The sequence below is a fragment of the Pseudomonas sp. FW305-3-2-15-C-LB1 genome (assembly GCF_058787615.1).
The window spans coordinates 301,022-317,829 of record NZ_JBYSZX010000005.1 but is presented as its reverse complement, the minus strand read 5'-3'; the positions used below and the strand labels follow the sequence as shown (position 1 = coordinate 317,829).

Below are 16,808 nucleotides of genomic sequence, written 5' to 3'. Positions count from 1 at the left end.
TTCACTTTACTGGGCGCAGGGCTGCCGTTTGCAATTGGGCAACTGGTTGGCGCGCCAGGCTTAGGCTGAGTCCCGCGCCCAAGGCCAGGCATGCCGCGATGCAGAGTACGGAAACGGTGAAGGCGTGAGTGATGGCGGCCGCGTCCGTATCCGTGCCCAGAAGGGTGTAGAAAATGCCGCCTATTATCGCCACGCTCAGTGATGTGCTGATTTGCAGGGTAGAACTGGCAATGCCCGCAATCATGCCGGAATACGCGGGCGCCACGCGTCCTGTGATCATTCGCATCAATGTCGGCAGGGCCAGTCCTTGTCCGAAACCGATCAGAAACAGAATGACGGCGAGGGGCAGCGCAGGGGGCGTGACGGCCATCGGTGTGTGCGCCACGAGCCAGGCCAGGAGCATGAACCCCAGCACCTCAAGCCCCATTCCGACGGGGTTCACGTAAGCCCCCAGGAAACGCCTGAATTGAGGGGTGGAAAGCGGGCCCAGCAAAAATCCCGCGCCAAAAGGAAGGAAGATCAGGCCTGCATTGAGTGGGCTCGTATGCAGCGCTCCCTGTAAATACATGGAAAACAGCAGGAAAAACACGCCGATCGCGTAGAAGGTCAGGGCGACGAGCAGTGCCCGGCCCAACCCAGGCGTGCGCAATGCGACAGGATCAAGCAACGGTGCGCCTTGCGCCTGGTGCAAACGGGCTTCGTAGCGCCAGAACAGCCAGCCCAGCAGCGGTACGGCCGCAAGCGACAGCCAGGCCCACAAGGGCCAGCCGGCTTCACGCCCTTCGATCAATGGAACGATCAGCGCCCCAAGGGTCGCCATGGACAGGACGGTTCCACCCAGATCCAGCTTGCTTGTCTGTTGCGCGCGGGTTTCCCTGACCACGGGAATGGCGATCAGAATGACCAGCAACGCAATCGGTAGATTAACCAGAAATATCGCCCGCCACCCCAAGCCCATCAAGTCGAGCGCTATCAATATCCCGCCAAGTGCCTGGCCGGCTACTGACGCCAGCCCAAAGACCGCGCCATAGAGACTCAGCGCCAAGGGCTTTTCGGACTCGGGAAACATAGCCTGCGCAGAAGCGAGTGCCTGGGGCGCCATGACGGCTGCCGTCACGCCTTGCAGCGAACGTCCGGCGATCAACACCCAAGGTGACTCGGCGACGCCGCAGATCAGTGAGGCAACTGCGAAACCAACCAGGCCAAGGAAAAACATTCTCATGCGACCGTAGATATCACCCAGCCGTCCGCCGGTAATCAGTGTCACGGCATAAAGCGCCGCGTACGAGGAAATGATCAACTGTTCGGCGGAGGAGGCCGTGCCGAGCGATTGCTGGATCGAGGGCAGCGCCACGTTCACGATGAAAAAATCCAGCGGCGGTAAAAACGCACCGACCAATAAGATGGCGAACATCAACCAGCGCCGCGGTTCCGGTGGGGCGATTTTTGTCTGTGGCATAAGGTCTCCTGCCTGGAACCCTTCGGTTCCAGAATATTCACGATGGCGGGTCATGCCCCGAATCAATGGGGCCCAATCTAAACGATCAAACTTGGGCTGACGCCTCACAAAATTGAACGCCCAGCGTTCATTTATGGCAGTGCCGTCGAGTGCCTGATTCCTCTCAAAATGGCCGCACTGTGGTTCCAGTCGGTCCACACAAACGAGACTGAGGAGTCAGATATGTCAGGTAAATTCGCTGGTCAGGTGGCAGTGGTCACCGGCGCATCCACCGGGATCGGGTTTGCGATTGCGCAGGGTTTGATTGCAGAGGGCGCCAGGCGTGTTTACATCACTGGGCGTTCTGCAGCCACGCTGGAGGCTGCGGTGGCCAGGCTTGGCGATAGAGCGATCGCGGTTATTTCCGATGTCGCGCGCCAGGCCGATCTCGATCAGCTCAAGGCGACGATTGAGGGGCGCAACGATCAGTTGGACGCAGTGTTTGCCAACGCGGGTATTTGCGAAAAGAACCCGCTGGGCGAGACCACCGAGGCGGCGTACTTCAACCTCTTCGACATTAACGTGAAGGGCGTGTTTTTTACTGTTCAGACGTTGATGCCTTTGTTGAAAAACGGCGCTTCGATTGTGCTGACGGCGTCTATCTGCTCCAGCAATGGCATGGAAGGACTGAGTCTCTACAACGCATCCAAGGCTGCCGTGCGGTCCTTCGCCAGGACCTGGGCCAACGAACTCAAAGGCCGCAAGATCCGAACGAATGTCCTGAGCCCTGGCTTCACCCGCACTCCTTTGATGGACAACGGCTTGAAGATGAGCGAAAGCGACATTGCCGCGCTGCGCCACCATGTCGAGCAGATCACTCCGCTGGGATACATGGCCCAACCTGAAGAAATCGCCTCGTCAGCGCTGTTCCTCGCATCCGCCGATGCGAAATATGTCAACGGGGTGGAACTGATGGTCGACGGCGGGCTGTCGCAGATCTGACCTCCCGATCGAACCTGGTGCAACCCTTGCAGAGGGTTGCTTTTGTCGCTTTTGCGAAGCCCCCCGCAGGACACCTCAACATGAACAGTGAAGAATTGAACACCCGACTGGACGCCCTGGAGGTCGCGCCGCCATCGAGTCGCTGATCAGCGCCTACGCCAATGCCTTCGATCGCATCGACGTGTCGCTCCTGAGCGGAATCTGGCACGAAGAGTCGACACTGAAAAAGGCCCGGTCCAAGTCAGCGGGTTGTATCACGACAGGTTTGAACGTCGGAACGGAAAATGGGCGTTCCTGTCACGTCGTTTTGAACTGCATTTCCTGACACCGTTGAACGGCTGGGTACCCGTAGCGGGTGAGGAGAGGTTTGCACCAAGCGAAGATCAGAACATGAGTAAACTCAGAGAAGGTTGATTTGCGGAATGTTCAGGATGTGACAATCAACTTAACGAGCCAAAATTTGCCGCTGATTCGGTTTTGAACTCAGGGGAGCCAGACAAGCTGCGGCGCACTGGGTTAGTCGGTCATGCAATGTTATTAAAGGTTTTTTTTGAAGCTTGATGGGGACTTCGATTACAAACTATCGGGGTCCCCAAAAAACATTTTGACTTGGCTCTAGCTCGGTAGTTTCAGTTTGAAAAAATCTTAATATGCCCCCAATTTTGCCCCCACTCAGACGCCGTACATGAGCGATCACGAATGGCGATTCCTGACGAAATCCAGTATGGCTCTGGGTGGCTTTGAGTGTACGCCCAAACTGGGGTTGGCTGGGGGGGGAGGGAAGTGACACGTTCAGAGGTTCTCCCTCGGTGAACTGGAAACCAAAGCAGGTTATGCGCAGCCCAATTCTTGTTCGGCCCTGCTAATGCAAAGTGACCGGTTCGGTTTCGACACGTGTCGGGTAGCGAGGCGCAGCACGCGGGCGGTCGAATGCGAGCGCCCGCGTGCCCAGGTACCGCTTATGCCGACGCCGGCCTTGGCTCTGCGATTACATCAGGGGCGTCTAGTGCCTTAGTGTCGATGCGGTGGAATAGGAGCTTGCCTTTGTTTTGATCGAACATATCAACGGTAGCTAACGGAATAGCCGTGATTAGAACACGGGTAGCTGAATGATCATCGTCAATGGCTTTTACCTGCAGAGCGATAAGGTTATTAGTTTGAAGTCAAATGGACCGATTGAGCACCCAAACGAGAAGACCGTCGCCAGAGCCACCTACCATCCAATTCAAAATTCGCGCGCGTCAGGTGCGACATAACCAGGAGCAAGGATCGCGTTCTTGACACCGTACAGTGCCAAGGGATCGGACAACCACAACCTATATTCTGGCCCCCTTAGACTGTGATCTGGTGAACAGTCCACGCTCCACTTACGTAGGGTGTAGCCCGCCGTAGCCGCCCGAAGTTTCAGCGACAGCATTCCATCAACCATTGCGTAATCCATGAGCGTGACTTCCGGTCGCGGTTGATCAGGGTGAGGGATAAGTGTCAGCTCAACGATCCTTGTCCACTGAATGTCTTGATCGCTCGTCTCGTGAACAGCAACGGCATCATCGGGAAGAGGGCTTGCCTTGCGGATCCGGGTGATGACGAAATCTCGGAACTCGCCCGACTTCCTGTCAAACCCACGGACGTGCCAGCGAAGTCCATTGTCGACCAGAGAAAAAGGCACGATGACGCGCTGGCTGGATCCGTTCAGCGACTCGTAATCAATCTGCAGGGGGCATTTCTGGTGAATCGCCTGGGTGACGTGGCCTAGGATATCGAGCTTCGGCCACGTCAGCTGATCGGGAAAATCGACCGTAATCCCAGGCGTGGTGTTTCTGGGTTCCCCGTCACCGAGCCCCTTGGTGATCCAGATCAGCGCGTGTTCCGCGGTGGGGTCAAATAGGCTCTTGAAGGATTCACTGGCTTTGTAGAGGCGCGAACTCGCGTCATACACCAGGTTGTGTTTACTGAGCGTTTTGTACAGCGCGATGTCGCGACTGGCCGCCGCTTCCTGAATGTCAAAGCGCTCGATCAAGTGCTGACGCTTGAGTTCACCCAGCATGCGCAATCTGAGATCTATGAAGGCGAGACGGTCTCGTTGTGGCTGACTGAGGTTCTCAAGCATGGTCGAACTTTTTGTAGTGAAGGGGATTGCCATACTACACCATCATCAATAGACTTCCTGCAAGCTTATCAAATTGATGACCATTTAAGAGTGGCGTTGACCTCTCTACTGAGCAGATGAAAGCCCCATGCCAAACGAACAGTTGCCCGATGCATCCGATTCGCTGGGCGAGCCCAAGAGCGAGTTGATCGACTTATCGCCTCAGTTGCGAAATCAGCGGTTGCTGGAACCAATGAACCAGCTCCATGCGACTCGTAACTTCCATCAAGACGAGGCTGGAGAGCCGCTATTTGATGGGCTGGACACCCACTACCTGTGCATGGCCACCCTCAATTTCATGATGGAGGGATCCGCAGTTGGCGCGGGGTACAGCATGGCGGATGTGCACTCCTATGTGAGTTCACTGATCAGTCGGATCCGGCCAGAAAAAACCAGCTCAGCGTGTGCAAAGGCAGCCGATGTCGTGATTGGCTGCCTGAGTAATAAAGCCGAGAACTATAAAGAATTCGAATTCACCTACTTTCACGCCCCCACTCTGCAAACCCTCGTGTACCGCTTTCGCCTGGTCACTCTTGAGCCGGATCTTGATGACGTCTATCGGTATCGCCCCTCACCGGAGGGTTATTTGCTTCTGATCGGCATGCTGAATGTGGACGTTGAAGATCAGCAGATTCTCATGGAAAAGATGCTGCAGATCCTGATCGAGAGGGGGCGTTTTGAGCAGGCAGCGGAGTTCGCCAAACGCGCCATGGTGCTTTCCATTGAGCATCGGCAACACATTCATGGGCAAATTACTCAGGCGATTCGCGCACCGGGAACGGTGAGATGGACTACGGACATCAAGCCTCGATTAGACGACTCCCGCCAGCATGTCAAAGCTCGCCAGGAGGAAGAGGGGCGATTGCTCATGGCGATTCGCAACAAGATTGGTGAAGTAGAAAACATCAAGAGCAAGCTAGAGCTTTCAAGCCTGCATGACTTGTTGTCGAAGGCAGGCAACGTAAGAGCCCGGCTGCAGCTGGAGGTCAGCAGCGCCGAAGGGCGTTTCATCGAAGCTCAGACAGCCGCGTTTCGTGCCCGCAAATCTTCCGGCATTCCTGATCTTGAGACACATCTTCTCCCGCAAGCAATGATCCGCCCAGGCGCGCAGTTGGCTGTGGCGGCCGAGGAGCTAATTGTCAGTTTGTTCCCGGCAGTGTTTCCCAAAACACCTGATTTATCGAACCTGCTTAGCATCCTGCTGGAGCGACGTCAGTTAACCAAGGACGCAGATGACGACGAGGATGACGACGAGATCGAGCCGTTCCAGGTCTGGCCGGATCCTTTTCCAGATCAATTGGTTGTCAAAATTTCTCAATGGCTATCCGCAAAATTTGAAGAAAACCGTTCTTGGCGGATTGATGAACTGATAGATGCGGGAGCGAACGAAGGCTTCAGTGCGATTGAGCAGCAGTGCATTGCGTTCTGCCTTTACCGCAGCTTCCCCGACAGCGAATCAGAATTTGAAAACCACCATGCGGTGCTCGATGGTGAATACGAAACCTGGGTGGTCCGAGGCGACAACCTCAGATTCGACGTCAAGACAAAGGTTTAGGAGGTTCATTTGGATAACCAGAACAGCGCCGCAGCACGTCTGATTTATCGGGCACTTAATCTAAGTGCGACCCCGGCCAATGACGTGGAGTATCGCGAGCTATTGGCTCGGTACCGTGCTAGCCCAGAACTGCAGCAGGTCCTTGCGCAAATTGCTGAAGGGATGGAACTGATGGTGCTCGATGTCAGCGAGCGTGGCTTGATCATCGCCCCGGCACGCAAGGAAAGTCGCTTCTCGATTCGACTTGGTGATCTACGCAAAAACTTGTCTGAAGACCAGCGTGTCGCGCTGGCGCTGAGCTTCCTGGCCATCTGCGCGGTGTTTTATCCAACGACCGCTTTGATTGAAGATGACAGCCGGTTTCCAATGCCGGCGACGTTGGCCATGTTCAGGGACACCTTGACTGGCTTGTCCGGGCGCATGAATGCACTCGAAGATTCCGATGATTATTCCCGAGAGGAGCTGCGACCAGGCTGGAGCTACATTCACAGCCTGCCTACTTCGATCCCCCAAGCCGATCGCGCGTCGCCAAACTCGATTGAAGGGTTGGTGCGCATGGCACTGAACTACCTGATTGAGTACGGGCTGGTGAATAACGTGGGGCCCCAGGATGAGGGCGAAGCGGTTGAATACACCGCCACCCATCGACTGCGCATTCAGCTGCGTGAACGGACGCTACCGCGACTATTTGACTATGTGCGTTCCGGCGCAACGGCCTGAGGATTTTATGCAAAAAATTACCCGAATGCATGTTTGTCGCTACGGTACTGCCACTGCCTGGTACGACCAGACCTTGCTCGACTTCACTGCGCCGGATACGCACGAGGCGGTCAACGCAATTGTCAACCTTGAGAACACCGGTGGCAAAACCTCGTTGCTGTCGTATGTGTTCAGCATCTTCGAGCCGCGCCGGGATCTGTTCATTCAGCACATGCAGAACCCCAACCACCAGTTCAATGACTATTTCGCTAAAGACGGAAAGCCATCTTTCATCATCATCGAATGGTCGATGCCTTCAAGGCTGCCTGGGGGCAAGGACTACAAGTTGGTCATTGCCCAAGCCGTTGCGACGCGAGATGTCATTGAACGCGGTAACGACGTTGATCGGGTGTTTTTCGCGTTTGAATCCCAGCACGGCATAGCCTTTGAAGATATTCCGGCCCCTGGCGTCAGCATGCTTGGAGTCAACACGATGGGAGAGCTCAATCAATGGCTCACCCAGATGAACAGGAAGTCCCCTGAAGACTTTTACTCGACCCGCAGTCAGCACGATTGGATCACGCACCTTGCTACTACGCGGCTACTGGATCTCGATCTTCTGGTCATGCAGCGACAATTCAACGGGCAGGAAGGCGGCCTGGAAAGCGGCTTCCTGACCTTCAAGGATGAAGAGGATCTGGTTCGTAAGCTCATGGCACTGACGATGGACCCTGAGCGCGCTCAAACGGTACGCAATACCGTGGTGAATGTGGCTGACAAATATCAGAATAAGCCTCGTCTTGAAGCGCGGCTTATTCAGTTGGCCAGAATCCTGGGAGCCATGAAGCCACTGGGTGAATCGTCTAAAGCTTTTGAGCGTGCACTTGAAGCGCGAACCGGATTGTTGCGCCACGCGTCGGGCCTGGCTGCGGCCATGGAGCTGGCTCGTTTAAGTGAGGAAAAACAGGTCACTTATTTTAGCGACGTGATCGATAGCCTCAACCCACGTATGTTGGAAAAGCAGGAGCTTCTGGTCAATCAGCGAGCATCCACGCTTTCCATGCATGCTTTACAGCACACGCGCAGTGTGGATCGCACTGCAGTGGCATGCAAAGAGGCCGAGGCAAGTAGGGATGCAGCTCAATTGCGTTTGAGGCATCTCAACGGCGCCATTTCGTACAAGAAAATCATCAGCGCCCATGAACGCGTTCTCATTGAAGAACAATCACTAGCAGAAGAAGTTGAGGGCTTGCGCCCGATCAAGGAAAAGCTCGAAACGCAGGGAGCGCTGCTTCGTGGCGCTATCGATATTCTGCTCAAGCAGAACGACGACAAACACATAGCGCAGAAAAATATTGAGCTGGAGGCTGCTGAGGCAGTGGCTCAAGCCAAGGCCCAAATTAAAACGTTGAGCTTATCCATTAGGGCGCTCCAGCTGGAGGAAGCGAAAGTCGGGACCGACATCAATAATGCCGAGATTCAACGCACAGGCTTGCTGGACGATGGAGTACTTGACGCGTTCGATCATGACGCAGCTGCTGCGATCGAAAGAATTACAGCGGCCATTGCCCAAGCGCAAACCCGCCTTGAGGCTTTGCGTGCTGAACGAGCGGGTCATGAACAATACATCGGCCGTCTTCGTGAACAAGCAGAGCAGCATAAGTTACAGGCCCAAGCGCAAGCGCACATCCAACAAAACCTGAACAGAGAAGTCGGCGATGCCAGAACCCTTCAAGAAGACCTTCAACAAAATCGGTTGCTGTGTTCGGTGGTCGAAGCCGAGCGATGTGATCCTGACTCCCTGACTCTGCTGGGCACCGTTAACGAATTTATCCAATCCATGGATCGTGAAGTGTTGGAGCGGGATATTCGCCTGGCCAACCTCCAGCGCGCCAGGCAGTCCATTGAAGAATCCGAACTTGCGGGCCAGAGTGATGACGTCGATCAAGTTGTCCGGCTACTTCGATCCGCTGGCATTCATTCTGCGCGAGCAACTAACTCCTACATTGCAAACCTGGTCCCCGATGCTGATGAGGCCCGTCGACTGGTCGCCTCCGACCCAGCCCGGTTTCTCGGCGTCTGTGTGGCCTCTGAAGAGTGGGGGAAATCACGAAAAATTGTTGCGGGGGCTGACTTACCCCTGAGCACTCCGGTGACAATCGCCCTCGCCACCCTTGATGTGGCCGTTGCTGCATTCGATCGAGTCGTGATACCGGCAGAAGACAACTCTGCCTATAACCTAGAGGCCGCGGCCGCAGCGCTGATCGATTTTGAACGACGAATCGCTGAAATCTCAGAGACGCGCGACGCGCACATTCAACGCCGCAGCGATGCTCGTGATGCTTCCAACAAACTCATGGATTATCAGGAACGCTTCGGCGCTGTGCGAATCGCTGAGCTTGAGCGAAACATTCAAACTCACTACGAGGAAGAACAGGCATTCGCGACCCTGCGGGCAGCGTGTCTGGAAGAAGTCAGTGAAGTGTCGGAGCGTGCAAAGGGGCTTGAGGGAGAGATTGAATCGATTCCAAATGAAATCGCCAATCAGGCGAGCATGATCCAGCGTCTGGAGCGTTACTCGCATCAGTATGAGCAGCCGCTTGCGCAGTGGAAGCAGCAGCTGGCAACGGTACAAGCCTCTCTGGAAGAGGCAGAATCAGAAAGTGACCGCTTTGGGAGAGCGATCGAACAGAAGGAAGGAATTATCACCCACTCGAAGCAATTGCAGTTCGACCTTGCAGTCGATGCAAGGCAACTCTTGAGTCGTAAGGATGTTACCGTGATCTTCGATCCCGGTTTCGATTGCAACGCAATCCTCAAACATGATTTCAATCTGCAGGCACTGATCGAAACCTATGACACCGAAAAGCTTTTTTTTGATACCGCGGAATCCGACCGATTGGGTGCTCGCCGAATAGCCCTTCAACAACGGCGTGAAACGGAAGCGACACTGCGTAGCGAATACAGGGCTGATTATTCCGATCTGCGCGAAGAGGCCGTGATCGACCTGCTCGACCTCGATCTGGCACATGAACGCTCGACCCAGGCAGCGCAGGTCAGTTTGTACGAGCAGGCATTTTTATCGTCATCGAACGCGCACGCGGTGGCCAGCAATGACAAGCGTGCTTTCTTTGCCAAGGTCAATCCCCCTCAACCCTCCGATGACGTCTTGTCACTCAGCGATGATGAACTGGCGCAACACATCGTGGTGGTCCAGGAAAATACGGAGCAGCTTGAGACCAGTCTGGTCTGTGATCAAGAAGCAGCCGAGAAAGCATTGCAGGGGCGTGCTCAAAGCAAGAAGAATGTCGATGTGCTGAACAAACATAAGAAAATGCTCAGTTCTGCGGTTCCTCATGAGGCTGCCGCTCCCGAGTTTATTGAGCTTGAAGGTGACGGTGATGCACAACTGAACGAGGTGCTCGACCGCCACAAGCAGCTCAGTGGCGGCTTGGACGAAGCCCGGAAATTGGCTCAGGCGCACTTCGTAGGGTTTACTGATGTGGTGAAATCAAAGGCCGTGCAGGAAGTCGATCCGGCCCTCGCGCACGAGCTGTCGAGCAACTCATTTGAAACCACCTGCAGTGATTTTGAGCGACTGATGATGCTGATCGTTGAGCGTACGGATGCCTCTCAGTCTGAGCTCGACGGCATGCTGCCCGACTTTGAGAATTGCGTGGGCGAAGTGCATCAGTTGGTAGAAGAGGGCATGAGTGTCCTGAAGAAAGCTTGCGAGGTCATGGTGCCAAAAGGCGCCCCCTATGTCGGTGGCAAAGTCATCATGAAGATGCGTCATCCGATTACAGGTGTTTCGACGGAAACCGGAAAGGCTTCTATTCGGCATTACTTGAACGCGTTGATAGAGACTAAGGTCATTCCTGAACACGGCGCGGACCTGGTCGCAGCCGGCATGATTAACCTTTCCCCACAACGCGCGTTCGGTTTGCAATTATTGCAAATGGAGCAGAATGCTGATCACCAGTACCAGGATGCCGGGAGGCTGAAAAAGTCTGGTGGCCAAGGGGTGGTCATCGCCATGTTCATGTACCTGATGATGAGCCAATTGCGGCGTACCCATCAGGCCGTCACTAAGCGTGGAGGCGGGTGTCCCCTTATTCTTGATAATCCGTTTGCCAAGGTACAGACCCGGGCGTTGATTGATGTACAGATCATGCTGGCCGAGGCCATTGGTGTGCAGTTGATTTTCTTCACAGCCATGAAGGATGTGAACATCCTTGCCGGCTTTCAGCGGGTGATCCGTCTGCGCAAGGAGGGCGTGAAAAGTGGGCGATCTCACATTCAGATGGCGACTGCAACCTTCAATACTGTGGTGCAAAGAGCAGGTACAAATTGATGAACATTGCTTTTTTTGAAGCGTTGCGCGGCAGCCGTAAAAAGCGCATAGAGCTGCTGAAGTTAAGGAGCCTCTGGATAGAACACCATCCAGAGCTCCAACAGTATCCCAATCGGGATAGGTTACTCATGGAAGCCCTTAGGGCTGGAGATGAGCAAGACATCCTGAGACTTCCTTCTCCCCGCAGTTTCGAGCGGATTGGCAATCCGGCCATGCCCATGTTTATCACCGTCATCGTTGAAACGATCTCGGTGTTGAAACCAGACTGGACAACCGTTTCCTGGATGCCGGAATTGGGGTTTTGGATGCAATTGACGGAAAGCGAAAAGGTGACTGCCAAGGTCGTCAACGAATGGCTCATCCGCCGCAAGGGGCGCTTTATGACGGTGCCGTTGCGCGAGCGATCGCTTGAGATGTTCGGCGATGAGAAATACCTCGATGCCAGGGTGCGATCCAATGCACTTTTTGGCGGCAGGCTTGCTCTGTCGGCGATTGGTGCCAGAAAGGTGGACCTTCCCTTGCCTTACCGACAGCAGCCTGGCAAACCAGGGCGGCCGGTGCTGGTCGTGGAGAACCATCACACGTTCTTCAGCCTTGGCGAATGGAACGACACCGCACATCGCTACGCGGCCGTCGTATATGGCGCGGGTAGCGCCATTACGTCGACGGGTACAGCGCTGGATGAAGTCATCAGGGAGGTTGACGGTGACGGAGCGGAATACTTCGGAGATCTGGACCCCGAGGGTGTTTCAATACCGCTGCGATACAACTCTAAGCATAAGACCCAGCTGTACCCGGCGATCTGGCTCTACCGAAAGCTGCTGACTATCGGTCGCCACAGGCCACTGCCCATCCTTTACGCAGGTGACAACCAAGCGGTTACTTCGTGGATACCTGAACTCGCTCAGGAAGTCCACGATGTGTGGAAGGAGGGCGACTGTCTGCCACAAGAGGGCATAGGGCTTGAGCAACTCTTATCCCAGCCTTATGAACTAGGCTTAAACAAAGCCTCTATCGATAATTTATCTGCAGCCGCTCAGTCGTAGGCTAGCGACAAAATGATCGTTGTGCGGGCTGCGGACAATAAGCATTGGATATCGAAGGCTTCGCGCAGTCATCATTGATCTTGCTTAGTAATGTCGCAGCATTGATGTACCCGGGGCGCTCCATGCACCCCGACATCGAAGGCGTCAGTATCGATGACTCGCTCCGGTTACTCCTGTCGCTGAATTGCTACGCGGTGACCATTAGGACGCTTGCTTGGCCAAGCGTTGCATGTTGAGCGAGCTCGTCGTCAGACCGGCCCGGTTGAAGCGGTAGCGCATGTACGCCGAGATATCGTCCTCGTGCGACGACACGATCAACTGGCTATGTTTGAGCTCACAGCGGAGCAGGTCGGTCAGAGATGCGATGTTCACCTCGTCTAGAGATTGGGATGGATCGTCGATGAGGATAAGCGGGACTTCTGCGTAGACCTTGTTGAGCGAAAGGAAGAAGGCCAGGCTCAGCGCCGACACCTGGCCCGTGCTCATGGACATGACCGCGTCATGCTCAGATTTTTCTGCCGTCAGGAACCTGAGCTGCTTGCCATCTCGGCTCTCGATGAACAACCCCAGGCCGCGTTGGTAGTTCTGGATCAGTCGCCCACTGTAGATGTGGAAGATGAGCTCGATCTCCGAGATGGTCTGATCTGCATACTTCTGCTCCGCTTTCTCCAAGGTAGCGCGCAGCTGGATGACCTTGCCCTTTGCTCTGGTGGCGGCCTCCGTCTCGCGTTGCATTTTCTGCAGTTCTTCAAGGCATTTTTGAAGTCGGCTGCTCTGCGCTTCGTTGGCTTTGATCGTGATGTAGAGCTCTTTTTTTGCCAGATCCTGAGCGTCGAAAATGTAAAAATCCTGCAAGTCCTTGAAGACTGCTTCGATGGTTTGCCGCCAATCGTCAGGGAGCACCACTGTCTCGTCCGTTTTCTTGGCGTGCATCGATTTTCGCAGTTCTTCCAGGCGAGCCTCTGTCACCACTTCGTCGTTGTTGAATGTGAAGGTGATCAGAATGCCTTCGCCCCTGAGCCGTTCCAGGAGCTGCTGGATTGCAGGGAGGCGGGTTTCAACTTTGGCCAGTGCCTGATGCAGTGCCTCGTTGTACCCAGGTTTCAGGATCGCTTCGCGCCCCTGAATGAATGTATCAATGGTGCCCAACTCAGTGGTCATCGCAGTGGTCAGCGCGACGAGTGCCTTCCCATCCTTTCCTAAGGTGTCAGAGATTTTTTGGGCTCTGACCTCAATCGCTTCGAGCATTGCAACGTGAGTTTTCCAGTCATTCCCGCACAACGGGCAAAACTTGTCGTCCGGATAGAGCTTGGCGTGCTCATCAAGCAACTGCTGCTTCAGTCGGGCCAGTTCGGCAGCGGCGCTGTCATTGGCTGTGTTCTTGATGTTCAGGTCATTACGCGCTTTGATTTGCTCTTCAAACCATTCAAGTCGACCAGCAGCCCAACTTGGCAGTGTTCGTGCCTGCTCAGCAGTGATGGCGGAAGCACCTTTCTTGACGATTTTGGCTGCTTTATCGAGCCCGTCGAGCTCCTTTTTGATCTGTTCCAGGTCATCTAGTTTGTTCAAGTCGGTGCCCAGCAGTGCCAAGCTGCTCAGCGACTCCGCGTGCGACTCGATGTCCGCATTGATGGCATCATTCTGCGCTCTGACCCGAATGGCTGCTTTCTGAGGGAGCAGGCCATTTAGCTTGCGAATGGCGTTCGAGAACTGGGTGTGAATCTCTGAGTCGTAGGTGGGGAAGGGATCTTCCTTATCCCAACCCGGCCCAACCTCAACCGTGGACAGCTTTTTGTAATCAATATTTCCCAGATCGGCTTGCACCATCGCGCGCAGGGCTGTGCACTCATTGTTAAGCGCTTCTTCATCAGCTTTGCGTTTTTCGTCCCCTAGGAATTTTGTGAACCTTGTCGAGAGTGAGCGGCAATTTTCAATCTCAGCTGCAACATCGTTGATGTTGAACAGGTTGCCAAGCTGGTCTTTACGCTCGTCTACCCGCGTGTGAAGCAGTTTGTTCTGCCCTTGCTCAAGGTAGTTGAGGAAGGTGAAATTTTCCCGGAAGTTTCTGCCGAAGACTTCGTCTAGAAACTCGTTCTCACGCAGGTTGGCCGGCGTGAAGGCTTTCGATTCGAAATCGGGGAGTTCATACAGCTTGAAGTGCTTGAACTTGTCGGCTCGGTTGTTCGATTTCTTGTCGAACGCTTTTACGGGCGCATGCCGGGCCAGAACCAAGCGTTTGTCCCCATCATGGAATTCGATTTTGATGCTCAGGTCTTTTTGATCGGTGCGCTGGTTCCAGAAGAGGTTGTCGTCATAGTTTGTTTTGAGCTTCGTCATCAATGTCGAAAAAAGATTGTCGATCCGCTTGATCTGACCCGTGAGCAACAGCTCGACAGCATCGAAGACACTGGTTTTTCCGTACCCGTTCGGCCCGTCGAGCGTTAGCAGCGATGAGGTGCCAAGATCCAAATTGACGTGTTTAAAAGCCTTGAATCGAGAAACTTCAATCCGCGCTATTTTCCATTTCATTGCTCATCAGCTCCGTGATCAATTCTTCAGCGTTATTCGACGTGAGTTTCTGGATGATTGTGTAGGTTTCATCAAGGCCTGCTTCGGCTACGGCGTCGGCTGCTTGCAGGCGCAAGGAAATAAGCTCACCTCGGGTGAACGGGAGCTCAAGAAAAGGAAGCTTGATGAAAATCTTTGCTGCAACACTGTAGTGCGTAGCGGCCAGAGGGTCTTCCTTGTAGTTGCTGAACTGGCTCTTGTCCGAGACAGTGGCCACTAGTTCGTTGAAGGTATAGTCCTGGATGGCATGCTGCTCAGTATCGCTGTAGTAAAGTACATATTTCTTGAAGAAGTGAGGGTCCTCTTCAATCGCAAAAATCTGTTCTTCCTGGTCTTTGAATTCAGCTAGGTGGTTCAGGTGATGAATGCAGATGAGGTCACAGTTTTTCTTGAATGTTGGATGGTTCAGGAAGGAGTCGGGGGCCGATTGATTAATAAGAGCATTTAGTTCGGTGGGACTGGGTAAGTGATCCAGCTTGTGCAAAATCGCAAAGCGGATGGCGGAGCCGGATTCCCGAACGTAGAAGCTCGTAAGGTCGGTTTCAAAGTCTTTGGTGAATCCATGATAAATGAGCGCCTCATCAATAATTTTATTTATCATTCAAACGAGCCTCTGCGTCTTCTTTAGTCACGATGCTTAAACAAAATGATTTGAGAATGTTGCTGTCAATGCGGTCTCTGACCTGCTGATCGTCAAGGTCGTTGGGGTGCGTGAACTTGGTGTTGATGATGAAAGACTCGGAAGATCTGCTGGGGATCAGGTTGTTGTACTCAAACAGCAGCTTGAGTAAATCTCCGTTGGTATCCATCTCTCCCAGCAGGTCTACAGTGCAACCCTCGTGGTCATCAACGAAGGGAAGGTCGAGGGCCGTCGGAAGATAGAATCGCTTGTCACTGTCCAGATAGTGCGGGAATTGTTTAAAAATCGGCTCAATCGACATGTCCTCGATAAGGCCGGAATAACGCCGGATATCTGCTTTTTGTATGCTGGAGAAACGCTCTGATGGCTTTATCAATTGACAAAGCGTCTGCATGTCGCTGGCTTCCGAATCCCGAATATGTTCGAAGAGCCGACGCGCTCGCCCGTACGAGGCGTCGCTCATACCAGGTAAGGCTTGATCGAGTCTGTCTTCCAGATGGCTGTGCAGCTTTGCCTTCAGATCGATCGCATAATACTCAGTGTTGTTGTATGGGTTCTTGTTAACAATATCGTCTATTAGGCTCTGAGCTGTAATACGGCTTTCATACGCTGCCTTGTTGGCCTTTTCTCGGTCGACCTGTACCATTCGGTGAATCGCGACTGCTTGTGTGCTTATCTTTTCAGACAGAAGGCAGTAGTTGTAGTGCAAGAGCTCGTCGGTTAGCAGGATGGAGTTGCTGCTGCATATTTCTTTGATGACAGCTTTTGTGAGGCCTTCGATCTCGCCTAGACCGCAATATTTGTTGTTCCCGTACGAGTAGAATTTAACCAGCTCGTTGTTGTTTCCGGTGTAATCATCGGTATCGTTGAGTTGGACCGATACATGGAAGTATCGTGATACGCCTTTAACTCGATCGTACTCGACAGCAGATGATTTTTCCAGTGCCTCGATGTACTCGCTTTTGTACGTTCCAATCTTGGCTTTTACTTGATGAGCGCTTACAAGTGCGCCGCTTTTGTAAATGGCGAAATCGTCGCTGCTATCTAGTTGAAGCTCAAAATCTAAGTCGCCCTGATGGATTAACTTGAGGGAGTGATATAGTGCAATTTTCCCTTGGTAGACGTAGCCGCTCCACGTAGACACAGCGGTGGCTGGATAGCCTTTGCTCTTGACGCTCACGTTGACTCCCTTCACGGATAGATATGACACTCATAAATGGCACAAAGATATCACCATGTAAATGTCGTCTTGTAAACCGCAGATTGGAGAGATTTTTGTTGGCTTTCTGACGCCGGAAAGTTGTTCTATTGTTTCGCTTTAACGTTTAAGCGCGGTGGTCTAGTGATACTGCGATAC

The 16,808-nt window shown here is 53.7% G+C and carries 10 protein-coding genes; 5 read left to right on the top strand and 5 right to left on the bottom strand.

Features of this window, described 5'->3' with window-relative positions; all coding sequences use genetic code 11:
* Position 1: 1 nt before the first annotated feature.
* On the bottom strand, positions 2 to 1,459 hold the full coding sequence (locus AC3WP7_RS12945; RefSeq protein WP_102592364.1) for an MFS transporter: 1,458 nt from the start codon (positions 1,457 to 1,459) through the stop codon (positions 2 to 4).
* Positions 1,460 to 1,681: 222 nt separating this feature from the next.
* Here AC3WP7_RS12945 and AC3WP7_RS12940 point away from each other — a divergent pair, with 222 nt between their 5' ends.
* Complete coding sequence (locus AC3WP7_RS12940) at positions 1,682 to 2,440, top strand: SDR family oxidoreductase (protein ID WP_093120958.1); 759 nt, start codon at positions 1,682 to 1,684, stop codon at positions 2,438 to 2,440.
* Positions 2,441 to 3,665: 1,225 nt separating this feature from the next.
* Here the strand turns inward: AC3WP7_RS12940 and AC3WP7_RS12935 are convergent.
* Positions 3,666 to 4,550, bottom strand: a complete 885-nt coding sequence (locus AC3WP7_RS12935) for a BrxR family transcriptional regulator (RefSeq protein WP_492561379.1) — start codon at positions 4,548 to 4,550, stop codon at positions 3,666 to 3,668.
* A gap of 127 nt (positions 4,551 to 4,677) precedes the next feature.
* On the opposite strand from AC3WP7_RS12935, the gene AC3WP7_RS12930 reads away from it, so the two are divergent.
* The 4 genes from AC3WP7_RS12930 to AC3WP7_RS12915 are packed head-to-tail and all read left to right on the top strand — an operon-like array spanning position 4,678 to position 12,243.
* Entirely contained in the window at positions 4,678 to 6,144 is a 1,467-nt protein-coding gene (locus tag AC3WP7_RS12930; RefSeq protein ID WP_172963332.1) for a hypothetical protein, read from the top strand.
* A gap of 9 nt (positions 6,145 to 6,153) precedes the next feature.
* Positions 6,154 to 6,864 carry a DUF6063 family protein gene (locus tag AC3WP7_RS12925; protein WP_102592363.1) on the top strand — a complete coding sequence of 237 codons (711 nt, stop codon included), beginning with the start codon at positions 6,154 to 6,156 and terminating at the stop codon, positions 6,862 to 6,864.
* 7 nt (positions 6,865 to 6,871) lie between these two features.
* A complete protein-coding gene (locus tag AC3WP7_RS12920) occupies positions 6,872 to 11,197 on the top strand; it encodes a coiled-coil domain-containing protein (RefSeq protein ID WP_256579940.1) in 4,326 nt (1,441 codons plus the stop codon).
* Positions 11,197 to 12,243, top strand: coding sequence for a Wadjet anti-phage system protein JetD domain-containing protein (locus AC3WP7_RS12915; RefSeq protein WP_146012696.1), 1,047 nt, complete (start codon positions 11,197 to 11,199; stop codon positions 12,241 to 12,243). Before AC3WP7_RS12920 ends, AC3WP7_RS12915 begins: the two co-directional genes overlap by 1 nt.
* 201 nt (positions 12,244 to 12,444) lie before the next feature.
* Here AC3WP7_RS12915 and AC3WP7_RS12910 read toward each other — a convergent pair whose 3' ends face one another.
* The 3 genes from AC3WP7_RS12910 to AC3WP7_RS12900 are packed head-to-tail and all read right to left on the bottom strand — an operon-like array spanning position 12,445 to position 16,631.
* Positions 12,445 to 14,772, bottom strand: a complete 2,328-nt coding sequence (locus AC3WP7_RS12910; RefSeq protein WP_102592362.1) for an AAA family ATPase — start codon at positions 14,770 to 14,772, stop codon at positions 12,445 to 12,447.
* Positions 14,747 to 15,412 (bottom strand): ABC-three component system middle component 1, encoded by a 666-nt coding sequence (locus AC3WP7_RS12905; RefSeq protein ID WP_102592361.1) that lies wholly within the window; start codon positions 15,410 to 15,412, stop codon positions 14,747 to 14,749. The genes AC3WP7_RS12910 and AC3WP7_RS12905 overlap by 26 nt, the downstream gene beginning before the upstream one ends.
* On the bottom strand, positions 15,402 to 16,631 hold the full coding sequence (locus AC3WP7_RS12900) for an ABC-three component system protein (RefSeq protein WP_102592360.1): 1,230 nt from the start codon (positions 16,629 to 16,631) through the stop codon (positions 15,402 to 15,404). The genes AC3WP7_RS12905 and AC3WP7_RS12900 overlap by 11 nt, the downstream gene beginning before the upstream one ends.
* Between the last annotated feature and the right edge of the window lie 177 nt (positions 16,632 to 16,808).